The 19921-nt window shown below is 71.3% G+C and carries 25 protein-coding genes, 1 tRNA gene, 1 other RNA gene and 1 pseudogene; 12 read left to right on the plus strand and 16 right to left on the minus strand.

The genetic code is table 11. From position 1 onward, the window contains the following. Together LJ657_RS37190 and ffs are read right to left on the minus strand one after the other, a co-directional pair. On the minus strand, positions 1–1357 hold a 1357-nt coding region (locus LJ657_RS37190), incomplete at its 3' end, for a DNA polymerase III subunit gamma and tau (protein ID WP_232653370.1). A gap of 66 nt (positions 1358–1423) precedes the next feature. Further along, positions 1424–1520, minus strand: an RNA gene (gene ffs, locus LJ657_RS37195) — signal recognition particle sRNA small type. A 73-nt stretch (positions 1521–1593) separates the two neighbouring features. Here ffs and LJ657_RS37200 point away from each other — a divergent pair. From LJ657_RS37200 to LJ657_RS37245, 10 genes and pseudogenes are all read left to right on the plus strand, one after another. Next, positions 1594–1681 (plus strand) — tRNA-Ser (locus LJ657_RS37200). Between the two features lie 235 nt (positions 1682–1916). Then, positions 1917–2498: an Rv1733c family protein gene (locus LJ657_RS37205; protein ID WP_232653372.1), complete on the plus strand. Its 582-nt coding sequence runs from the start codon at positions 1917–1919 to the stop codon at positions 2496–2498. Between the two features lie 56 nt (positions 2499–2554). Beyond that, a complete protein-coding gene (locus tag LJ657_RS37210; RefSeq protein ID WP_232653374.1) occupies positions 2555–2956 on the plus strand; it encodes a hypothetical protein in 402 nt (133 codons plus the stop codon). Between the two features lie 20 nt (positions 2957–2976). Next, positions 2977–3159: a hypothetical protein gene (locus tag LJ657_RS37215; RefSeq protein WP_232653376.1), complete on the plus strand. Its 183-nt coding sequence runs from the start codon at positions 2977–2979 to the stop codon at positions 3157–3159. Positions 3160–3164: 5 nt separating this feature from the next. Continuing rightward, positions 3165–3503 carry an ArsR/SmtB family transcription factor gene (locus tag LJ657_RS37220; RefSeq protein WP_232653378.1) on the plus strand — a complete coding sequence of 113 codons (339 nt, stop codon included), beginning with the start codon at positions 3165–3167 and terminating at the stop codon, positions 3501–3503. Positions 3504–3523: 20 nt separating this feature from the next. After that, positions 3524–4024 carry an ATP-binding protein gene (locus LJ657_RS37225; RefSeq protein WP_232653380.1) on the plus strand — a complete coding sequence of 167 codons (501 nt, stop codon included), beginning with the start codon at positions 3524–3526 and terminating at the stop codon, positions 4022–4024. Then, positions 4021–4200 (plus strand): DUF6126 family protein, encoded by a 180-nt coding sequence (locus tag LJ657_RS37230; RefSeq protein ID WP_232653381.1) that lies wholly within the window; start codon positions 4021–4023, stop codon positions 4198–4200. Before LJ657_RS37225 ends, LJ657_RS37230 begins: the two co-directional genes overlap by 4 nt. A gap of 263 nt (positions 4201–4463) precedes the next feature. Continuing rightward, the gene (locus tag LJ657_RS37235) at positions 4464–4961 is read left to right on the plus strand and encodes a hypothetical protein (RefSeq protein ID WP_232653383.1); all 498 of its coding nucleotides are present in this window, start codon (positions 4464–4466) and stop codon (positions 4959–4961) included. Next, complete coding sequence (locus tag LJ657_RS37240; protein ID WP_232653384.1) at positions 4958–5395, plus strand: pyridoxamine 5'-phosphate oxidase family protein; 438 nt, start codon at positions 4958–4960, stop codon at positions 5393–5395. The genes LJ657_RS37235 and LJ657_RS37240 overlap by 4 nt, the downstream gene beginning before the upstream one ends. 99 nt (positions 5396–5494) lie before the next feature. After that, positions 5495–6019: pseudogene (locus LJ657_RS37245) on the plus strand (transposase); the annotation flags it as partial. A 19-nt stretch (positions 6020–6038) separates the two neighbouring features. Here the strand turns inward: LJ657_RS37245 and LJ657_RS37250 are convergent. The 8 genes from LJ657_RS37250 to LJ657_RS37285 form a co-directional block, all read right to left on the minus strand. After that, entirely contained in the window at positions 6039–6683 is a 645-nt protein-coding gene (locus LJ657_RS37250; protein ID WP_232653386.1) for a dihydrofolate reductase family protein, read from the minus strand. 193 nt (positions 6684–6876) lie between these two features. Further along, positions 6877–8367, minus strand: a complete 1491-nt coding sequence (locus LJ657_RS37255) for a hydrogenase large subunit (protein WP_232653387.1) — start codon at positions 8365–8367, stop codon at positions 6877–6879. 4 nt (positions 8368–8371) lie between these two features. Then, positions 8372–9979 (minus strand): proton-conducting transporter transmembrane domain-containing protein, encoded by a 1608-nt coding sequence (locus tag LJ657_RS37260; protein WP_232653389.1) that lies wholly within the window; start codon positions 9977–9979, stop codon positions 8372–8374. After that, positions 9979–10671: a hypothetical protein gene (locus LJ657_RS37265; RefSeq protein WP_232653391.1), complete on the minus strand. Its 693-nt coding sequence runs from the start codon at positions 10669–10671 to the stop codon at positions 9979–9981. Before LJ657_RS37265 ends, LJ657_RS37260 begins: the two co-directional genes overlap by 1 nt. After that, complete coding sequence (locus LJ657_RS37270) at positions 10668–11627, minus strand: respiratory chain complex I subunit 1 family protein (RefSeq protein ID WP_232653392.1); 960 nt, start codon at positions 11625–11627, stop codon at positions 10668–10670. Before LJ657_RS37270 ends, LJ657_RS37265 begins: the two co-directional genes overlap by 4 nt. 10 nt (positions 11628–11637) lie before the next feature. Continuing rightward, positions 11638–13671 carry a proton-conducting transporter transmembrane domain-containing protein gene (locus LJ657_RS37275; protein ID WP_232653394.1) on the minus strand — a complete coding sequence of 678 codons (2034 nt, stop codon included), beginning with the start codon at positions 13669–13671 and terminating at the stop codon, positions 11638–11640. After that, positions 13668–14150, minus strand: a complete 483-nt coding sequence (locus LJ657_RS37280) for an NADH-quinone oxidoreductase subunit B family protein (protein ID WP_232653397.1) — start codon at positions 14148–14150, stop codon at positions 13668–13670. The genes LJ657_RS37275 and LJ657_RS37280 overlap by 4 nt, the downstream gene beginning before the upstream one ends. Before the next feature lie 153 nt (positions 14151–14303). Beyond that, positions 14304–14654 carry an ArsR/SmtB family transcription factor gene (locus tag LJ657_RS37285; protein ID WP_232653409.1) on the minus strand — a complete coding sequence of 117 codons (351 nt, stop codon included), beginning with the start codon at positions 14652–14654 and terminating at the stop codon, positions 14304–14306. A 215-nt stretch (positions 14655–14869) separates the two neighbouring features. Here LJ657_RS37285 and LJ657_RS37290 point away from each other — a divergent pair, with 215 nt between their 5' ends. Further along, the gene (locus LJ657_RS37290) at positions 14870–15055 is read left to right on the plus strand and encodes a hypothetical protein (RefSeq protein ID WP_232653411.1); all 186 of its coding nucleotides are present in this window, start codon (positions 14870–14872) and stop codon (positions 15053–15055) included. A 39-nt stretch (positions 15056–15094) separates the two neighbouring features. Next, a complete protein-coding gene (locus tag LJ657_RS37295; protein ID WP_232653414.1) occupies positions 15095–15874 on the plus strand; it encodes a 2-phosphosulfolactate phosphatase in 780 nt (259 codons plus the stop codon). A 10-nt stretch (positions 15875–15884) separates the two neighbouring features. On the opposite strand, the gene LJ657_RS37300 is transcribed toward LJ657_RS37295, so the two are convergent. The 6 genes from LJ657_RS37300 to LJ657_RS37325 form a co-directional block, all read right to left on the minus strand. Further along, positions 15885–16298 carry an anti-sigma factor antagonist gene (locus tag LJ657_RS37300; protein WP_232653417.1) on the minus strand — a complete coding sequence of 138 codons (414 nt, stop codon included), beginning with the start codon at positions 16296–16298 and terminating at the stop codon, positions 15885–15887. 5 nt (positions 16299–16303) lie between these two features. Continuing rightward, positions 16304–16759: an ATP-binding protein gene (locus tag LJ657_RS37305; protein ID WP_232653419.1), complete on the minus strand. Its 456-nt coding sequence runs from the start codon at positions 16757–16759 to the stop codon at positions 16304–16306. Further along, the gene (locus LJ657_RS37310) at positions 16759–17166 is read right to left on the minus strand and encodes a pyridoxamine 5'-phosphate oxidase family protein (protein WP_232653421.1); all 408 of its coding nucleotides are present in this window, start codon (positions 17164–17166) and stop codon (positions 16759–16761) included. Before LJ657_RS37310 ends, LJ657_RS37305 begins: the two co-directional genes overlap by 1 nt. Next, positions 17163–18824, minus strand: a complete 1662-nt coding sequence (locus tag LJ657_RS37315; protein WP_232653569.1) for a SulP family inorganic anion transporter — start codon at positions 18822–18824, stop codon at positions 17163–17165. Before LJ657_RS37315 ends, LJ657_RS37310 begins: the two co-directional genes overlap by 4 nt. Before the next feature lie 71 nt (positions 18825–18895). Then, complete coding sequence (locus LJ657_RS37320) at positions 18896–19234, minus strand: ArsR/SmtB family transcription factor (RefSeq protein WP_232653424.1); 339 nt, start codon at positions 19232–19234, stop codon at positions 18896–18898. A 166-nt stretch (positions 19235–19400) separates the two neighbouring features. Beyond that, positions 19401–19754 (minus strand): zinc ribbon domain-containing protein YjdM, encoded by a 354-nt coding sequence (locus LJ657_RS37325; protein ID WP_232653438.1) that lies wholly within the window; start codon positions 19752–19754, stop codon positions 19401–19403. Positions 19755–19921 lie beyond the last annotated feature (167 nt).

Here is a 19921-nt window from a genome sequence, read left to right on the forward strand (position 1 = left end):
CCTGGCCGGCCGGCGCGACGCCTCCTGCACCCGCCCCGCCGGACGGCGCCCCCGAGGTGCGGACCGCCGCCCGGGCAGCGGCCGGGCCGCCTCCGGGCAGGACCGGCTCCCCGGCGGTGGCTCCGGGCACCGCGCCCCCGTGCGCCTCGGGCCCCGGCACGTACCCCATGGCCGGCGCAGCGGCGCCCGCGGAGAAGTTCACGCCCCGCTCGATCCGGTCGAGGCGGGCCATCACCGAACGCTCGTCCCCGTATGCGGCCGGCAGCAGCACGCGGGCGCAGATCAGCTCCAGCTGGAGGCGGGGCGAGTTGGCGCCGCGCATCTCGGTCAGGCCCTCGTTGACCAGGTCGGCGGCGCGGCTGAGCTCGGCGGCGCCGAACGTGCCCGCCTGGGCCTGCATGCGCTCGACGACATCGGCCGGGGCGTCGATGAGCCCCTTCTCCGCGGCGTCCGGCACCGCGGCGAGGATCACCAGGTCGCGCAAGCGCTCCAGCAGGTCGGCGACGAAGCGGCGCGGGTCGTTGCCGCCCTCGATGATGCGGTCGACGACCTCGAAGGCGGCGGCCCCGTCACCGGTCGCGAAGGCCTCGACGACGGAGTCGAGGAGCGAACCGTCGGTGTAGCCGAGGAGGGACGTCGCCATGGCATACGTCACACCCTCCTCCCGCGCTCCGGCGAGCAGCTGGTCCATGACGGACATGGAGTCACGCACGGAACCCTGACCGGCCCGTACGACCAGGGGCAGCACGCCGTCCTCGATCGGGATGTTCTCCTTGCCGCACACCTCGCCGAGGTACTCGCGCAGGGTGCCCGGCGGCACGAGACGGAACGGGTAGTGGTGCGTCCGCGAGCGGATCGTCCCGATGACCTTCTCGGGCTCGGTCGTCGCGAAGATGAACTTGAGGTGCTCCGGGGGCTCCTCGACGACCTTCAGCAGCGCGTTGAAACCGGCCGACGTGACCATGTGGGCCTCGTCGATGATGTAGATCTTGTACCGGCTGGCGGCGGGCCCGAAGAAGGCCTTCTCGCGCAGCTCACGCGCGTCGTCCACACCACCGTGCGAAGCTGCGTCGATCTCGATGACGTCGATGGAGCCCGGTCCGTTGCGCGCCAGGTCGAGGCAGGACTGGCACTCCCCGCAGGGCGTCGGCGTGGGTCCCTGTTCGCAGTTCAGGCAGCGGGCCAGGATGCGTGCGCTCGTCGTCTTGCCGCAGCCGCGCGGCCCGCTGAACAGGTACGCGTGATTGACCCGGTTGTTCCGCAGCGCCTGCTGCAGCGGGTCGGTTACATGCTCCTGCCCGATGACCTCGGCGAACGACTCCGGGCGATAGCGGCGGTACAGCGCGAGAGACGACACGCCTACGAGGTTATAGGCGCCCACTGACAACGCGGGCCGCCCGGATGCGCCCGGCAATCCCGGGGAACGCAAGACCCCCCACGCACCCGCCAGAGCCGACCTACCCTTGCTGCCTTCCGGCCCTGGGGGAGTTCAGTCAGATAGCGCCGCGTGAGGGGCTGAGGCCCAGCGTACCCGATCGCAGGGCGCCCGAACGAGTTCGCTAGCACCCTCCGACGTCATGTAATGTTTCCGGCGGAGGATTCGCCTAGAGGCCTAGGGCGCACGCTTGGAAAGCGTGTTGGGGGCAACCCCTCACGAGTTCGAATCTCGTATCCTCCGCCAGTGCCTCACCGGGCACGATGTCGAAGGGCCCCACCGTTCACGGTGGGGCCCTTCGACGTGCGTGGTTGCAGTTTTGGTTGCAGTTGCGGTCGGCGTACGCAACCGGACCAGGGCGGACGCGATGAGTGCCGACATCAAACGGCTCACATTCCCCTGGGCACGCGCAAACCCCGAAACGTCCGGAGGAGCACACTGGGAGGGCCAGGACGTCGGTGCTCGTAAGGGGGTGTCGACCGTGGCCAGGACGTGTCGCTCCAGCGTGTGGATGTGGCGGTGGCGGCGCAATGCGCTGCGACGCCGCAGCGACGTCTTCGAAGCGTGGCTCCTGCTCGCCGTATGGATCCTCGCCGCAGCGGGCAGTCTGTTCACGGCACTGGCGGTGGCGGGCTCGGTGGAACACAACCTGAACCAGCAGCGCCTGGAGCGCCACGCCGTCGCGGCCGTGCTCACCGAAAAAGCGGCCGGCCGGACATCAGCGGCGGCGGTGGACGACGAGCACGTGTGGGCCACGGCGCGCTGGACCGCACCGGACGGCTCCCCGCGCACCGGCCAGACCAAGGTGGCTCCTGACAGTGCGAAGGGCACGCCGGTCATGGTGTGGACGGACCGGCGGGGCCGGCTGACGCCCAAGCCGGCCGGCCCTGGGGACGCCCGGTTCCGGGGTGTCTGGGCGGGCACGATGACCGGGATCGGCGTTGGCACCGCCGTAATCGGGGCCGGACTGGCCGGGCGCGGGCTGCTGGAGCGCCGGCGCTTGCGGGAGTGGGCCGAGGAATGGCAGCGCGTCGACACCCGCTGGGGCCACACAACCGGCTGACCGCTCCTGGGGGAAATGATGTTGTTGCTCTGCTCGTTCATGGGGCGGTGATCCGGATGACGCAGCAGTACCTGGTCGGAGAGGCATCCGTGCTCCTTTCCGAGCTCCAGGCGTCGGGTACCGATCCGCTCGCCGTGCGCGAGCTCGCGCGGCTGCGCCACGAAGCGGAGACCGGGCCGGTCAGCGAACTGGGGTCGGTGGCGCTACGGGCCTTGGAACTGACCGACCATCTGTGCCGACAGTCGTTGCAGCGCGGAGATGTTCCCCACTTCGTCCGCCAGTGCGCCGGAGCTGCGGAGCTGCGCGAGTTCTGCCTCTGCGCGCAGCTACTGGCCGAGCATGACCCTTCCGGCGCCGAACGTCGGATGTCGGAGCGTCTACAGCGTCTTTCGCGGGCCTACCCTGGCCCTACAATTGAAGAGTTCTTCAATTGGTTAGTTGCCGTGATCTCTACATGATTCGCTACCCGGAGGTCTCAGTGAACGAAGTCGCCGAGGCGCTGCTGGCGCGGGTGCGCGCGGCGCGGGCGGGGCTGGCGGCTGCCGTGAGTGCCGGGGACGCGTACGAGGTGGCGGTGGCCGAGGACGAGCTGGACGACGCGGTGCGGCTGGCGCGGCGGCACGGGCTGGACGTCGAGGCGGCTGGCGTGGACGAAGGGTGATGGGGATGCCGGTTCCGCTGTATGAGGCGAAGGCCGAGTTCTTCCGGATGCTCGGCCACCCGGTGCGCATACGGGTGCTGGAGCTCTTGCAGGACGGACCGAAACCGGTGCGCGAGCTGCTAGCCGACATCGAGGTCGAGCCGTCGAACCTGTCCCAGCAGCTGGCCGTGCTGCGCCGCTCGGGCATCGTGACGGCGACGCGTTCCGGGTCGACGGTGGTGTACGAGCTGGCCGGGGGCGACGTGGCCGAACTCCTCGCCGCCGCGCGGCGGATCCTCGCCACGCTGCTGACCGGACGCCAGGACATGCTCGACGAGCTGCGCGCGACGGAAGTGTCCCGTTGACCGGCAGCGGAGGATTTCGGATGCCGTGGCCGCGTGGCAGACCGGCTGCGGCGACCGAGCATGTGCGGCCCGCGGTCCAGCGGCACATCGCCTCGTTCCGGTTGGGGCCCGAGGCGGTGCGGCGGGCCCGGGAGGCGGTGGCCGAGCACCTTCCTGCCGCAGGCGTCGCGCCGGGCTCCGCGTTCGCGGACGCGGTGCTGCTGGTGACCAGCGAGCTGGTCGTGAACGTGCTGCGGCATGCCCCTCGCTCGCCGGTGATGGATGTGGGGATCACTGCCGGGGCCGGGCAACTGGTCGTCAGCGTCGCCGACGCCGAGCCGAAGTTGCCGGATCTCAGCGCCGAGGGGATGGGCGCGGGGCTGCGGATGGTGGCCGAGCTGGCCGCCGACTACGACGGCGACATCAGCGCGGAGCCCGCCGTCGACCATGACGGCAAGGTCGTCCTCGTGCGGTTCATCGTGCCGTCGCAGGGACGTGGACAGCAGTGGACACCACAGGAGAGCAGGGAGACGACACCGTGACCGACCAGGCATCCGAGCAGTCCGCGGGCAAGCAGTCGACGTCCAGGACCAAGGACAGGGAGTGGCGGATCGAGCGCGGCGTCGCGATCCGGGCGGGCTTCTACATCTTCGGCACGCATCTGTTCGCCGGCTTCGTGTGGCTGCTCTTCTACCTGGGTGAACACGCGCACAAGTGACTCGGCGACGGCGTGCGCGGTCTGGGCCCAGGGCCGGTCGGCCCCGCTGTCGACCCGCCCGGCCTATGGATCCTCGCCCTGCAGCCAGGGAAAATCGACTGCCCCTCCTATGGGCTGCTGGACAGGACGGCCAGGGGACCATGCCCGAGTCAGATTGAAGACGTCTTCAACTGTGCACTTGCCGCCACCGATATGTACTCGACCGGCCGGAGGCTGCGGAACCGCACCTGGACGGGTTCGGCGCGGAGAAAGGACTGCCTGAGGTGATCGCTGTTGTGGGACATGCCGACCTCACCGCCCCCACGCTGGCGATGCTGGAGGAGGAGCTGTACTGGCGGCTGGCCGAGTTCGCCCGGGCGGGCAGGGCAGGGCTGGTGCGTGCCGGGCGGGGGCTGCCCGTCGCCTTCGGCAGGGCCGCTCGCGCCGCGGGGGTGGCGCTCGTGACCGTGTTGCCCTCCAGGAACGGCGTGCCCGAGGTGCTGGAGTCGTGCGACCGCCGGGCGGCCGGCGAACTGCTGCTGCTCTCCGAGCACGTGCGGCTGCTGGAGTACGACCCGTCAGACCGCGATGCCTGCGTGGGTGCGGACGAAAGCGTGCTGGGTTCCTGTGCCCGACTACTGGCCGTTTGGGACGGCTCCCCCTCCACCAGACGGGACGCCACGGCCCATCTCGTGGCTTTCGCCCGCGCCAGCGGCATAGAGGTCGAGATCCTGTGGCCCGAGGGAGCCGGCCGCATGGCACCGAACGAGGAGACGTCATGACCTCGACGCTGCCGGACCCCGCCTCGCCCGCGCGCATGGTGGAGCTGGGCCGTGACGAGGCTCTGAAGCTGCTGGGGAGTGTGCAGTTGGGGCGCGTGGCCTTCACGGATCAGGCGCTGCCGGCGATCCGCCCGGTCAACCACCTCGTGGACGAGGGCGACATCATCGTGCGCACACACGGCGGCTCTGCCCTGCTGGGCCACGCGTTGCAGTCCGAGGTGGTGGCGTACGAGGCCGACGAGATCGACGCGACGACCCAGACCGGGTGGAGCGTCGTGGTCACCGGCACGGCGACCCGGGTCGTGGACCCCGGGACGCTGGCCCGTTACCGGAGTCTGCTCATGCCGTGGATCGACGCGGAGATGGAGCAGGTGGTGCGGATCCGCCCGGAGATCGTCAACGGCTACCGGCTGGTGCAAGCCACAGGTTCGTGACCCGGGGAGCGACGCAGACCGACGACCATGCCGAGGCGCATGGAGCTCCGAATGCCCTGGAGTCGACGCCACTGGGGTTTCGGGTGTGGCGCGCTGCGCTGGGCCGAGCAGACGACGCCCGACCGGGTGCCGGCGACCTACCACCGTACCCACAGGGTGCGCTACTTCCACGGCTGCTACTCGGTCGGCGACGACCGTCTGTGGGGCGTCAACCGCCGCAAGAAAGGTGCCGCGAACACGCTGGCCGCGCTGAAGTCGATCCGCGCCGCCCGGCCCGACGGCGCACCCATCTATGTGATCCTGGACAACCTCTCCGCCCACAAGGGCGCCGACATTCGCCGCTGGGCGAAGAAGCACAAGGTCGAGTTGTGCTTCACCCCGACCTACGCCTCGTGGGCGAACCCGATCGAGGCGCACTTCGGACCGCTGAGGCAGTTCAGCATCGCCAACTCCAACCATCCCAACCACACCGTGCAGCCCCGGGCCCTGCACGCCTACCTGCGCTGGCGCAACGCCAACGCCCGTCACCGCGACGTCCTGGCCGCCGAACGCAAGGAACGCGCCCGCATCCGAAGCGAGAAGGGCATCCGCTGGGGCGGTCGCCCCCTCACCGCCGCAGCCTGAACTCGAGTAGGCCCTCGCGTCACCTTCGCCAGAACAGGTGGTGCGTCACGCCGCTCGGGCTGGGCACGACCTCCAGGTGGAAGCGGTCGAGCAGCTCATCGGGGGACTCCCAGAGTCGTAGTCCGGACCCGAGCTTTACCGGCGAGACCGCCACATGCAGAGTGTCGACGAGATCGGCGTCGAGGAACTGCCGGATGGTGGTGACCCCGCCGCCGAGCCGGACATCCTTGCCCTGTGCCGCTTCCCGCGCCCGTTCGAGGACCATGGCCGCATCGCCGTCGACGAAGTGGAACGTGGTGTCGGAGAGCGTGAACGACGGACGCTCGTGGTGGGTCATGACGAACACCGGGGTGTGGAACGGGGGCTCCTCCCCCCACCAGCCGCGCCACTCATCGTCTGGCCAGGGTCCGCGCTGGGGCCCGAACTTGTTGCGGCCCATGATCTCGGCGCCGATGTTGCGTGCGAAGTCTCGCGTGAAGTAGTCGTCGAGGCCCCGGCTCCCGCCGGGATCCATGCGCATGGGCCAGCTCGCCGTGGCTCCGGCCCAGGCGAACAGCCTCTCGGGATGGTCGTGGCCGAACGGCCGCTCGAGACTCTGGTGCTCACCGGCACCGATGCCATCACTCGAGATGTTGAAGTTCATGACTCTCAGCAGTTGATCCACGTTTTTCCTCGTCAGGTCCTGTCGCGTCACCGTGCGGCGAGGCGCCGCACATCATGACGTCGAACGGGACGTGGCCGGATCGACGGCGGCCCACAACTTTTTTCCAAGGCGTGTCAGGAAGCGACCCATGCGTCACGCCGGACGTCACCGCCCATCCAACCGCCAACCCGGCGAACCTAATCCGGTCAGAGCGCTAGAGGTCGTTGCCCGCGTAGGAGAGGTTGAAGCTCTTGTTGGTCAGCGGGAAGTCCGGCACGATCGTGTCCGCCAACGCGACCGGCAGGGCGGGCCAGTTGAAGAAGGACGGGTCGACGGGCTTGACGCGAGCCAGGGTGCCGTCGGGGGCGAGTTCGACGCGGGTGGTGATCGAGCCGCGCCAGCCCTCCACGAGGCCCACGCCGGTACGGAGGGTCGTCGTCCCGGACGCCGACGGAGGCGCCAGCACGGCCATCGGGGCCGACAGCCCCTCGGTGAAGTGCTCGATCAGGGCCAGGGAGACGTCGATCTCCTCGGCACGGACCAGGAAGCGTGCCAGGACGTCTCCGCTGTCGTGGACGGGCACGGTGAGCCTTGTGTCGTCGTACGGCGTGAAGGGGTGGGTGATCCGGGCGTCGGCGCCAAGGCCGCTGGCGCGGGCGACGTAACCGAGGCAGCCGATCGTGCGGGCTGCCTCGGTGTGCAGGATCGCGGTGCCGGTGAACCGGTCGTGGACGGTGGAATGGCCGAGGGCCAGGTCGGCGATCTCCCGGATGTCCTCGCCGATCGCCTTCAGGCGCACGAGGTCGGGCAGGGCGTGCAGTGCCGCGCCGCCGGGGACGACGCCGCCGCGCAGCAGCCGGTGTCCGGTGACTTCCTTGTTGAGGCGCAGGAGTTGCTCGCGCACCCGCTGGGCGTGGGCGTTGAGGATGCCGTGACCGACGTCGTTGCAGAGCATGCCGAGGTCGGCGACGTGGTTGTGGATCCGCTCCAGTTCCAGGAGCATCGCGCGGGCGTTCTGGGCCTCGAGGGGGACCTCGGTGCCGGTGGCCTCCTCGACGGCCAGGCAGTACGCGAGGGCGTGGCCGACAGCGGTGTCTCCGCTGATGCGTTCGGCCAGCGGGAGTCCGGCGGCCACCGAGCGCCCCTGGAAAAGCTTCTCCACGCCCCTGTGGACGAACCAGAGGCGGGCTTTGAGCTTGAGGATGGTCTCGCCGACCACGGAGAAGCGGAAGTGGCCCGGCTCGATCAGTCCGGCGTGCACCGGGCCGACCGGGATCTCGTAGACGCCGTCGCCTTCGACTTCCAGGAAGGGGTATGGCCCTTCCTGCTCGCCGAAGGCCGGCGTCGGTCCGGCCTGGGGGCGCATGGGGTACCAGCCGCGCGGCCAGTGGAAGTGCCGTACGAGGCGGCGCGGGAGCGGGTGGTCGAGGGGGACGATGCCGAACAGGTCGCGCATCTCGCGCTCGAACCGGCCTGCAGGGAAGGAGAGATGGGCGAGGGTCGGCACGGCCTCGGGCTGGTTCGGTGCCAGGCGGACGTGGAGTTCGGTGCGGGTGTCGGGCGGGCCGGCCACGAACAGGTACACCACGCGGAGCCCGTGCTCGTCGTGGTGGGCGGCGACCAGCGCGAGCCGGTGGCCGCCGGTCAGCAACTCCTCGGCGCGCTGTGGTAGTTCGGTGACGTCGATGTCGTGCGTGTTGCGCATCGCTTCAGCCTCCGATCGCCTGGGCGGCGGCGTGCAGCAAGTCGGTGAGCGGGCCCAGGGCCACGCCCAGGGCGGCGCAGGCGGCCAGGCCCAGCAGCAAAGGCCACACAGCAGACGGGCTTTCCTCGGATGGTGTGCCCGGCCCCAACAGCATGCGGGCAGTCCGCGCGGCGAGGGCTGCGAAGGCGACCAGCACGAGCAGCAGGGCCACCGCCATGACCCAACCCAAGCCCCCTCCGGCGGCGAAGCCGGCCCGGGCGATGCCCAGCTCGGAGGCGAAGAGGCTGAACGGCGGGAAGGCCATCAGCGCCACCACCGCAAGCCCGAACGCCCCTGCGAGCGGCGGCGCCTGGGCAAGCAGCCCGCGGACTAGCCCGATCCGCGCCGTACCAGTGATCTGCAGGATCCGGCCCGAAGCGCAGAAAGCGACCGACTTGGCCAGCCCGTGGCCGGCGATGTGCAGCAGCGCGGCGGACAGCGCGAGCGGGCTTCCGATCGCCGCGGCCAGCGCGATCAGGCTCATGTGCTCCATGGACGAGTAGGCCAGCATCCGCTTGTAGTCGCGCTGGGCGAGCAGCAGCCCGGCCGCGAGGGCGAGGGTGAGCAGCGCGATCCCGGCGAGCAGGACACGGGTGAAGCCGGGGCCGAGGGCGGCGTCCGCGATGACCCGGTAGCGCAGGATCGCCGCGAAGGCGACCGACAGCAGCACCCCCGACATAAGGGCCGAGACCGGTGCAGGGGCTTGGCTGTGGGCGTCCGGCAGCCAGGCGTGCAGGGGGATCAGACCGGCTTTGGCGCCGAAGCCGAGGACGACCAGGGTGATGCCGAGCCGGGTGACTGCCGGGTCGAGACGGTCGGCGCGGGCGACGAGGGTGGGCCAGTCCAGCGCCCACGCCTCCGCGATGCCGGCCTGCCGGGCCGCGTAGTAGATGAGTACCGTGCCGAGGAAGGCGAGCGCGATGCCGGCCGAGCAGATCACCACGTACTTCCAGGCCGCCTCCACCGAGGTACGGGTGTGGCGGTGGCCGACGAGGAAGGCGGTGACGATGGTGGTGGCCTCGATGGCGACCCACAGCACGCCAAGGTTGGCAGTGACGACGGCCAAGGACATCGCGGCCAGGAACGCCTGGACGAGGACGTGGTAGCGCGACACCGCCCGGGCGCTTGCCCGCCCCGCGTCGCGCTCGCCATGCAAATACGCGGGTGCCGAGCCGCAGGCGATCAGTGCGACCGTGCCGATGACCAGCAGCATCCATGCGGTCAGCGCGTCCGCCCGCAGGAGTCCGGAGTACGCCCGCTGGGATCCGCCGCTGTCGACGTCCGCCGCGAGCAGGCTCCCGCACGTGAGGATCACGGCGGGCGAGACGAGCCCGGCCCAGTCCTGCCCATGCCTCGCGGACACCTGGTCGGGCTCGGGGGCTTCCACCAGCAGGACAGGGCCCTGTGCGGACGCGCGCTGCCGAGCCTCGGTGAGTTCCGCGGCGAACGCTGCCGCCGTCGGGCGGGTGCGCGGTGTGGCCAGTGCGTACGCGCCGGCCACTGCCAGCGGCACGGCGGCGGGCGCGGTGAGGAGGAACGCGGAAGCGGTCGCCCCTCCTGATAGATGCAGCATCAGTCGTGCAGCTCCCGCAGGTCGTCGATGTCGGTGGTGCCGAACGCCTCCCGCATCCGGGTGGTGAGGATCTGCAGCACCAGTACCGCCAGCAACACGTCGAAGGAAACGCCGAGTTCGACGATCAGCGGCACTCCGGAGGTGGCCAGGAAGGCGGTGGCGGTGATGCCGTTGTCCAGCAGCAGGAAGCCGACCACCTGGGCCAGCGCTCGCCTGCGGGTCACCAGCACGAAGAAGCCGATCAGGACGACGGCAAGGCCGACCGGCAGGGCGTGGGTGGCCGGCGTCGGATGCAGTGCAGTCAGTGGCCGGGCCACCGCGTAGGCCAGCAGCGTCAGCAGCGAGGCGGTCAGCAGGGAGGCGGCGACGTTGACGAGGGGTTGTGTCTCCCGGGTCTCCGCGCCCCCGTCGGCGTAACGCCGCCGGTCCTGGGTGAGCGCGGCCAGAGCGCGGCGCATCAGATACGGCAGGACACCGGCCCTGAGGGCTCCGATACCGATCCCGACTGCGATCAGGTCCCAGCGTTCCTCGTGCGCGCCGAGCAGGACGGCGATCGCGGCGAGGGCGATGCCCTGCAGGGCGAAGACGCGGACGATCGAGGCCAGTTCGCGCATCCACAGCACGATCACGGCGGCCAGCAGGAAGGCCCCGCAGGCCAGGTCGAGGAGCTGGGTGTACAGGCCGCCGCTCATGACACCCCGCTCAGGAAGTACGAAGCGGTCACCGCGAGCAGCGCCAACAGGAAGGAACCGGCAAGAAGTTCGGGCACCCTGAACAACCGGACCTTCGCCCAGAACACCTCGGCCGCCGCGAGCACCGCGCCCAGCAGGCAGATCTTCGCCGCGAACAGCACCAGCGCCACGCCGAGGGCCACCCACGAGGAGCCGGTGGCGATCCCCCACGGCACGAACAGCGACGACAGCAGGCCGAGCAGCAGGGTGAGCCGCATCTGGGCGCCGAGCTCGACCAGCGCCAGGTCGGGACCGGCGTACTCCAGCACCATCGCCTCGTGGATCATGGTCAGTTCGAGGTGGGTGGACGGGTTGTCGACCGGGATCCGTCCGGTCTCCGCCAGTACCGCGACCGCGAGGGCGGCGGTGGCCAGCAGCCCCGCCGGGGAGGCGAGGCGGGCCGGTTCGTGGGCGGCGCCGGAGACGATCGCCGGGATGTTGGTCGTCCCGGCCGGTATCGACAGGGCGAACACCGACAGCAGGATGGTCGGCTCGACCAGTGCGGCGACCGTCATCTCCCGTGAGGCACCCATCCCACCGAACGCGGTGCCGGTGTCCAGCCCCGCCAGGGCGAGGGCCATGGTGCCCAGCGCGATCAGCGCCACCACCAGGATGAGGTCCGCGTGGGAGCTGACCGGGGTGTCGGTGGACAGCAGCGGTACCAGGGCGGCGGCCACGGCGGTGGTGGCGACCAACAGCGCGGGGGCCGTGCGGAAGGCGGGCCCGGTCCCTACGGGAGTGATGGGCTCTTTGCGCAGCAGCTTGCGGGCGTCCCGCCAGGGCTGGAGCACCCCGGCGCCGGCCCGGCCTTCCAGGCGGGCCCGCACCTGCCGCATCCACCCGGTCACCACGGGTGCCCCAGCACCGACCAGGACAACCTGGCCGGCCACGGCCGCGTATCCGACAGCAGTACTCATCTGTTCGCTCTCACCAGCCCACCGCCAACGCCAACAGCAGGACGACCAGGCCGACGAAGCCGTAGCCGAGATAGAGGTGGACACTGCCGCCCGCCAGTCGGCGGGCCGCCTGCCCGGCCCCGGCCAGCCCCCGCAGCACCGGCTCGTACAACCGGTGTTCGATCCGGTCCGGCACCCGACGCTGGAAACGCACCCGCTCCACCAGATAGGCCGACTCCCGCACCGGGGTGACGTTCAGGTCCTGCTCCGGGGCCAGGACGTCGTCGAAGACCCGCTGCAGCGGTTCGGCGAACGAGGTCGCGGTGTAGGCCATGCGCGGGGTCGGGGCGCCACCGCCGCAGTCCCACAGCCGGGCGTTCGCCCGGCGCCGACGGCGTCCGTACAGCCGTGGCAGCCCCGCGGCCACCATGAGTGCAGCCGCCAGGGCTGCGACCACCCACAGCGGCGACAGCGACGCGGAGATATCCGCGAGCCGCACCCGCACCCCACCGCCGGAAACAGCACCGGTGCCCGGCAGCCCGACCGCGCTCACGGCCCGGTCCAGGCCGTCACCGAGCAGTCCGGGCACCAACGCGAGCGCCACGCACGCGGCGGCAAGCAGTCCCATCCCGGCAATCATCAGGGGCGACGCCTCCCGCGCGGACGCTGCCTCGTCGCTGCGCGGCCGGGCGAAGAAGCCGACCCCGAGCGCCTTGACGAACGCGGCCGCAGCGATGCCCGCCGACAGCGCGATCAGCGCCACCGACAGCGGCAGGACGACCGCCACCGCGACGCCCGGCACCTGAAGCCCGTGGATCAACGACTGCAGCAACAGCCACTCGCTGATGAACCCGTTGCCGGGCGGCAGCGCCACCGCTCCCAGCGCGGCCAGTGCGAACAGTCCGGCGGTGGCCGGCATCCGGGAGCGCAGCCCGCCCAACCGGTCGAGGTCGAGCAGGCCGGTGGCCCGCAGCACGGATCCCGCGGCGCAGAACAACAGGGCCTTGAAGGCCGCGTGGTTGACCACATGCAGCAGCGCCGCCGCCAGCGCCAGCGCCGCCAGCGGCCGGTTGCCGTAGGCGGTGAACAGGCCGGACGCGCCTACGCCGATCAGGACCAGGCCCATGTTCTCGCTGGTCGAGTACGCCAGCAGCCGTTTCAGGTCGGAGGCCATCGCCGCCTGCAGGATCCCGTACACCGCGCTGGCCCCGCCGACCGCCATCAACCCCAGCCACCACCAGGCCGGGCCGCCGCCGAGAAGGTCGATGCCGGTACGGACGATGCCGTAGACACCGAGGTTGACCATGGCCGCGCTCATCAACGCCGAGACGGGACTGGGTGCTTCGGGATGCGCCCGGGGCAGCCAGGCGTGCAGCGGCACCGCGCCCGCCTTCGAGGTGAACGCCAGCCCGACCAGCACGAACACGAGCCCACGCACGGTGGGCGAGACGGTGGGCGCGCCCGCCCGCAGTGCGGCGAAAGTCTCGCCGCCCGCCTTGGCGGCGAACAGCGCGAGCCCGGCGAGCAGCAGCACCAGGCCGAGGTGCGTCATCACCGCGTACCAGACGCCGGCCTGCCGCACCGAGGCCCGCTCGCGGTGCTCGGCGAGCACCAGCAGCAGTGACGCGAGCGCCATCAGCTCCCACAGCACCAGAAACGTGGACACTGATGCCGCCACCGGCACGAGGACCAGCGTGAGCGCGAACGGCGGCAGCACCGCCTGCGCGGTCCGCGAGCCGAGTCCGTGCGACCCGTGCCCGGCCGCGTAGCCGATGCCGTACACCGCGACCGCGACGACAACCGCCCCCGCCACCGCCATGAACAGACCCGCCAGCGCATCCACCGCCACATGCGCCCCGGCCAGCGGCAGCAGCCCCGGGAGGCCGGCCGCCCAGCGGCTGCCTCCCGTCGCGGCCAGGCCCGCCGTGCCGCCCGCCGCCCCTACGCCCGCCGTCAGCACTCCCACGACCGGCACGCGCAGCCGGTACGGCAGCACGAACCCGGCCACCGCGCCTGCCCCGGCCATTGCGGTGGCCGTCGCCAGGGCGGCCGGGATCACGCTCACCGCCCGGTCACTCTCCTGAGCGCCGCCACGATCTCGTCCGGTTCCGGCGGGCACCCCGGCACGGCCAGGTCGACCGGTACGACATCGGAGACGGCGCCCTCGACGCCGTACCCGCCCGCGAACTCACCGCAGTTGATCGCGCAGTCGCCCACCGCGACCACCAGCTTCGGCTCGCCCATCGCGGCGATGGTGCGGCGCAGCGGTTCCGCCATGTTTCGGGTGACCGGCCCGGTCACCAGCGCCACGTCCGCGTGCCGGGGCGAGGCCACCAGCCGCGCCCCGTACCGCTCGGCGTCATACACCGGGTTGAAGGCCGCCGCGATCTCGATCTCGCAGCCGTTGCAGGAGCCCGCGTCCACGCAGCGCACCTGCACCGAGCCACCGAACTCCTTGGCCGTGGAGGGCTGTTCCTCCTCCGGCTTGGGCGGTGCGGGCTCGGCGACCCGCCCGGTGTCGCGGATCTTGCGCAACAGGCCCATGAACCCTCCCTGACACGGTGCGGACTTGTCCGCGGGTGTTCAGCAAGCCACCCGCGATCGGAGTTATGTCACTACGGGGGTGAAGGCGGCCACCCCTCGCACCACAGAGCGCTGTCAACTCCGAAAGAGGCGGCCGCCGATTGTGGGCCGTCGTTACGACGGCGGTTTCGCCTGCGGCTGGGCGGCCTGCAGATCGGCGAGGAGTTCGGCCTGCCCAGCCAGCACCCCGGACAGAATGGTCCGTGCCACCCGCAGCAGCTCGGCCACGTGCGGGCTGGTCAGCGAGTAGTACACGGTCGAGCCCTCCTTGCGGGTCGCGACCAGGTTCGCCCGCCGCAGCACGGCCAGCTGCTGGGACAGATGCGCGGCCTCGATGCCCACCTGGGGCAGCATTTCGGCGACCGCATGCTCGCGCTCGCTCAGCAGCTCCAGGACCCGGATGCGCGCGGGGTGACCGAGGGTTTTGAAGAACTCGGCCTTCAGCTGGTACAGCGGCGTACTCATCGTGCCGTCCCCTCCCCGGCGGAGCAGCACGGCCGTACCGGCCGGTCCTCGGCGCATCGCATCCACCCACTCGTCCAACACATGCGGCCCATCCTCGCCCGCGGCAGCGGCCACGCCGAATCCGCGCACGAGAACCGAACCGCCCGAAATCAGCGGTGACGACCTCAACAATTGCTAAGATTAGCAAGTCCATACGTGATGTGAGGGAGGCTTGCGTGAGAATCATTCCGCTGCGCGGCGCGGCCGTCGCCTGGTTCAAGTGCCCCGCCTGCCGCCTCAAGTGCCGCCCCACCGCCGTCGGCCCGGACGGCGCCTGCCCGCGCTGCGGCCAGGCCCGCATGCTGAAGCTGTCCTTCGGAGGCCGGACCGCCACGTCCGTGTCGGACGGCAAACAGGGCTGACCCTCGCACGGCACGCAGCTTCGGCAAGGGGGGTGGGGCATGGGTGACTGGGCCGTCCAGTCCGGCAGCGGAATCCGCTTCGAGTGGGGGCTTGCCGGAGCGGACCGCCTCGCCGCGGAGGCCGCCTGCCTGGTCATCGTGGATGTGCTGTCGTTCACCACGGCGGTGAGCGTCGCCGTTCGGACGGGTATCCGCGTTCTCCCGTTCTGGCTGCCGGACGGCCCCGCTGCCTCGGCCGAGAAGGGCGCCGCCGCGTACGCACGGCAGTCCGGTGCACGGCTGGCCGTCGCCCGCCACGCCGTCACGCCCGACAGTCCCTGGTCCCTCTCTCCGGCCCATCTGCGTACCGCCCCGTTCACCGCCCGTCTGGTGCTGCCGTCCCCGAACGGTGCCGCCATCGCAGCCGCCGCACCGCCGAACGTGCGGGTGGTCGCCGCCTGTCTGCGCAACATCACCGCGGTCGGCAGCTGGCTCACCGCCCATGGCTATGGCACGCCCAGCCGTCCGGTCGCCGTAATCGCCGCGGGCGAGCGGTGGCCGGACGGCAGCCTGCGGCCCGCGCTGGAAGACCTGCTCGGCGCCGGCGCCCTCATCTCCGACCTGCACCACCAGGGCACAGGACCGCCGTCGGTTGAGGCGGCCGCCGCGAAAGCGGCCTACGAGGGCACCGCCGACCTCACCCACGCGATCGCCGCGGGCGCCTCCGGCCGGGATCTGGCCGCGATGGGCTTTGCCGCCGACGTGGCCATCGCCGCGGAGGAGGACGTCTGCACCGTCGTGCCCGTACGGGACGCAGACGGAGCCTTCGCCTCCGGCTGAACCCGGCGGGTCACTCTCCCGCGTCGTCTCCCGCCCGCCATCCTGTCGTGCGCCACTCGTGGCGACCCTCCGACGGCTCGCCCTGCCGTGTGCTGTGCGCTGCGAGCGCGCCGGCCAGGTCGGCGTGCACGGGGATAGGCGGGCAGTCCCCGTCGGGGACGAGGGAGCCGTCGGCGGGGATTGCGGCCAGTTCCAGGCTGCGGCCTGCCGCGGCGAGACGGCGCGCGGCCTCGGTGATCGCCGTCTGGCCCTCGGCCGACCAGCTGCGCAGTTCGGTCAGGTCGACGATGACCGGGCCATCCCCGCGTCCCACCACCCAGCCGATGGCACCGGCGAAGCGATGCACGGCGTCCGGGCCCAGGTATCCGGAGACGGACAGGATGCCGAGGTCCTGCTTGACGGTGTAGCGCCACTCGATCGTCATGATGCTCAACTTCCTTGCGCGGTCAGCCTGTCGATTCGAAGGGGAAGGATGATCCAGATGCTCTTGCCCCTGCCGTCGGCGTCGCCCCGGACCACCGCGTTGCCGCCCAGGCCAAGCGTGAGCTCCATGACGGTGGCCAGGCCGCCCGTCCCCGCGTCGGTCACCGCGCCGTACAGCGCCGGCTGGAAGGGGTGGCGGTCGTGCACGCCGAAGGCCAGACAGTCCTTGCTCGCCGCGTAGATGACGGTCACCTGCGGGGAGAACACCGCGGCATGCCGGACGCTGTTCGTGACCAACTCGCTGAGGATCAGCAACGCCGGACCGATGGCGGGATGGCGCGGGTCGATGCCCCACTCAGCCAGGGCCTGCTCGGCGGTCTCCCGCGCCATGCGGACCGCGGACGGTTCGGTGGGCAGGGTCAGCACATGCCGGTAGGGCAGAGCTGCGAGTCGGCTGCTCATCACGGCTCCGCGCGGGCGAGACGGAATCCGCTCACCGTCTTGGGGTGCAGGCGCAGCAGGGTGTCGTGCGGGCCGTGACTCCAGCCGGCCAGCGTGCGCTGGTAATGAGCCGCCTCGTCAGCATCCGTGATCACGTCGACCGGTCCGGCGACGGTGACGCTCCAGCCGGTGCCGGTGGCCGCGCGGACCTCGTCCACGTGGTAGGTCGCGGTGGCGGGGACCGCGGCGGCCGGGGCCGGGGTGCGCACCACCAGGCGGCCGTACTCCCAGGTGTGCCGGCCGGGCCGGACGACGGTCAACTCCCGCTGGGTGTACACCAGCCGCCCCAGGGCGCTGCCCTCCAGCAGCCACAGGGCCTCGGCGCCGGAGATCTCGACCATGCGCAGGGGTGGGGGCGCAGTGCTCATCCGACGGTTTCCTCTGTTTCCTCGCTGACGGGCCGGGACGCCTGGGCGGGCAGCGGCGGCATCACGCCGGCGCACTCCAGGTAGGTGCGGGCGCCCTGGATCGCCTCCGGCGTGGTGGCGTACTCGCGTCCCTCCAGGCGCAGCAGCCCCAGCGCGCCGACCGAGTCCAGGACCTGGCGCTGGCCGGGGCGTATCCCGGACGTCATGACCGCGATGCCGCGCCGGTTCAGCTTCTCCACGACGTCCTTGAGGACGAGGGCGCCGGTGGCGTCGATCGTGGTCACCCGCGACATGCGCAGGATCACCACGCGGACGTCGGCGACCTCGGTCAGCTCGAGGAGGAAGCGGTGGGCGGCGGCGAAGAACAGCGGTCCGTCGATGCGGTAGGCGACGATGTGCTCGGCCAGCAGCGCGTGCTCCTCGGCACTGTGGTCCCCGCGGTCGAGCGGCACCTGGGCGAGGCGGGCCTGCTTGGCCACCGCGCGCAGGGCGAGCGCGCCCGCAACCACCAGGCCGATGATCACGGCGTACACGAGATCGAGGGCGAGGGTCGCGACGGCGGTCAGCACCAGGATCAGCGCGTCCGAGCGGGTGGCCTTCGCCATGGCCCGCAGGGAGCCGACCTCGACCATGCGGATCGCGGTGGCCAGCAGCACACCGGCCAGCGCGGCCAGCGGGATCCTGGAGACCAGGGGAGCGGCAGCGAACACGATCACCGCAAGGATCGCGGCATGGGTGAGCGCGGCCAGTCGGGAGCCGGCCCCGGTACGGACGTTGACCGCCGTCCGCGCGATCGCACCGGTCGCGGGCACCCCACCGAACAGCGGGGCCGCGATGTTGGCCAGTCCCTGCCCGAACAGTTCGCGATCCGGGTCGTGCTGCTGGCCCACGGTCATGCCGTCCGCCACCGACGCCGACAGCAGCGACTCCAACGCGGCCAGCGCCGCCACCGCCACAGCCGGGGCGAGCAGCGAGCCCAGCGCCCCCGGGTCGAGGAAGGACAGCGAGGGGGCCGGAAGCCCGGTCGGCAGATCACCGATCGGCTTGGCGCCGTCCAGGCCCGCCACCTGCGCCACGACGGTGGCCGCGATCACCGCGAGGATGGAGAACGGGACGGTGGGCCGCCAGCGGGCGCCGATCAACATCACGCCGGCGACCGCCCCAGCGAAGGCGACGGCAGTCCAGTTCGGATTCTTCGCGGACGCCTCCAGCGCGCTCCAGGTGACGACCAGTACGCGATCGCCCGCCGGCTTGGGCACCCCGAGCGCGTTCGGGACCTGCTGCAGGCCGATCACGCAGGCGATGCCGAGCGTGAAGCCCTCGACGACCGGGGCGGGTACGTACTGCATGTACTTCCCGGCCCGCAGCACCGCCAGAGCGACGAGCATGGCACCCGCCATCAGTCCGACGGTGAGCACCCCCGTGGGCCCGTACCGGCCGACGATCGGCACCAGGACCACCGTCATGGCGCCGGTCGGCCCGGACACCTGCAGGTTGGACCCGCCGAACACCGCCGCGAGCGCACCCGCGACCACCGCGGTCGCCAGACCCGCCTCCGCCCCCAGCCCGGAGGACACCCCGAAACCGAGGGCCAGGGGCAGCGCGACGATCGCCACGGTCAGGCCAGCCAGCAGATCCCGGCGCGGGTCGCGCCGCATCTCCGCAAGGTCGGCGCGACCCGGCAGCAACACCACGATCCGGGCCCACGCCCGGCCGATCGCCCCGGCGATCACGCGGCAGCCTCGCCTTCCCGCAGCTCGGCCAGCATCTCGTTGCGCCCGGTGAGCATCTCGGTCAGGATCCGCCGTGCGGCCTTCATCAGGTCGGCGACGTCGCCACCGGCGAGCTCGTAGACGACGGTCGAGCCCTCGCGGGTGGAGGTGACGATCCCGGAGCGGCGCAGCACTGCCAGCTGCTGCGACAGCCCGGAGGGCTCGACCTCGATCCGAGCCAGCAGGTCCCGCACCGGCATCGGCCCGTCCTGCAGCAGTTCCAGCACGCGTATCCGTACGGGATGACCGAGCATCCGGAAGAACTCGGCCTTGGCCTGGTACAGCGGAACGGACACGACCCCTCGAACTCCCTGCAAGGCCCCGCGCACGGGGCGGACACCAATGGCTGTGCCCGCGGCTACCTGCAGACACAGCCAACACAGCATCTAACCAATTGCGAAATTTTGCAATTCAGCATCAGGCTGCGGCCCTGGTGTTCCCGCCGTCCACGGGCCGGCCGGATCAGGCTTTCTTGACCACGCTGGCCTTCAGCTGCATCGCCCCGAACCCGTCGACCTTGCAGTCGATGTCGTGCCCGTCGACCCCGTCGACCAGCCGGATGTTGCGCACTTTGGTCCCGGCCTTGATCCCCGACGGGCTGCCCTTCACCTTGAGCGCCTTCACGACGACCACGCTGTCGCCGTCCTGCAGCACATTGCCGACCGCATCCTTGATCACGCGCTCGGCCTCGCCGCTCTCGGCGCCGGCCTGGACGGGGACCCATTCGTGGCCGCACTCGGGGCACACCACCAGGGCGTTCATCTCGTAGGTGTACTCACAGGAGCACTTCGGACAGGGCGGAGGATTCTCGTTCATCCGGTCAGGTTATCCGGCGCCGTTTCCGAACCGTCCCCCGTCCGACCTGCCGATATGAGCGCATCCCGCCATCGTGACCGACCGCAGCACACCTCTGGGCCATTGCGCCGCCCGCCCCTACCCTCAGACCGTGGACTGGGGGACTCTCGCGGGCACCGCACTCGGCG

The sequence above is a fragment of the Streptomyces guryensis genome (assembly GCF_021261325.1).
GTDB lineage: Bacteria > Actinomycetota > Actinomycetes > Streptomycetales > Streptomycetaceae > Streptomyces > Streptomyces guryensis.

What these genes read in the sequence shown, in the direction of transcription:
- LJ657_RS37310 (WP_232653421.1), bottom strand. Translation starts at nt 17,166, where the DNA reads ATGAGCACTGCGCCCCCACCCCTGCGCATGGTCGAGATCTCCGGCGCC.
- LJ657_RS37325 (WP_232653438.1), bottom strand. Translation starts at nt 19,754, where the DNA reads ATGAACGAGAATCCTCCGCCCTGTCCGAAGTGCTCCTGTGAGTACACC.
- LJ657_RS37305 (WP_232653419.1), bottom strand. Translation starts at nt 16,759, where the DNA reads ATGAGCAGCCGACTCGCAGCTCTGCCCTACCGGCATGTGCTGACCCTG.
- LJ657_RS37225 (WP_232653380.1), top strand. Translation starts at nt 3,524, where the DNA reads ATGCCGTGGCCGCGTGGCAGACCGGCTGCGGCGACCGAGCATGTGCGG.
- LJ657_RS37255 (WP_232653387.1), bottom strand. Translation starts at nt 8,367, where the DNA reads ATGCGCAACACGCACGACATCGACGTCACCGAACTACCACAGCGCGCC.
- LJ657_RS37280 (WP_232653397.1), bottom strand. Translation starts at nt 14,150, where the DNA reads ATGGGCCTGTTGCGCAAGATCCGCGACACCGGGCGGGTCGCCGAGCCC.
- LJ657_RS37295 (WP_232653414.1), top strand. Translation starts at nt 15,095, where the DNA reads ATGGGTGACTGGGCCGTCCAGTCCGGCAGCGGAATCCGCTTCGAGTGG.
- LJ657_RS37285 (WP_232653409.1), bottom strand. Translation starts at nt 14,654, where the DNA reads ATGAGTACGCCGCTGTACCAGCTGAAGGCCGAGTTCTTCAAAACCCTC.
- LJ657_RS37210 (WP_232653374.1), top strand. Translation starts at nt 2,555, where the DNA reads ATGACGCAGCAGTACCTGGTCGGAGAGGCATCCGTGCTCCTTTCCGAG.
- LJ657_RS37315 (WP_232653569.1), bottom strand. Translation starts at nt 18,824, where the DNA reads ATGCGGCGCGACCCGCGCCGGGATCTGCTGGCTGGCCTGACCGTGGCG.
- LJ657_RS37300 (WP_232653417.1), bottom strand. Translation starts at nt 16,298, where the DNA reads ATGACGATCGAGTGGCGCTACACCGTCAAGCAGGACCTCGGCATCCTG.
- LJ657_RS37220 (WP_232653378.1), top strand. Translation starts at nt 3,165, where the DNA reads ATGCCGGTTCCGCTGTATGAGGCGAAGGCCGAGTTCTTCCGGATGCTC.
- LJ657_RS37265 (WP_232653391.1), bottom strand. Translation starts at nt 10,671, where the DNA reads ATGAGCGGCGGCCTGTACACCCAGCTCCTCGACCTGGCCTGCGGGGCC.
- LJ657_RS37260 (WP_232653389.1), bottom strand. Translation starts at nt 9,979, where the DNA reads ATGCTGCATCTATCAGGAGGGGCGACCGCTTCCGCGTTCCTCCTCACC.
- LJ657_RS37240 (WP_232653384.1), top strand. Translation starts at nt 4,958, where the DNA reads ATGACCTCGACGCTGCCGGACCCCGCCTCGCCCGCGCGCATGGTGGAG.
- LJ657_RS37270 (WP_232653392.1), bottom strand. Translation starts at nt 11,627, where the DNA reads ATGAGTACTGCTGTCGGATACGCGGCCGTGGCCGGCCAGGTTGTCCTG.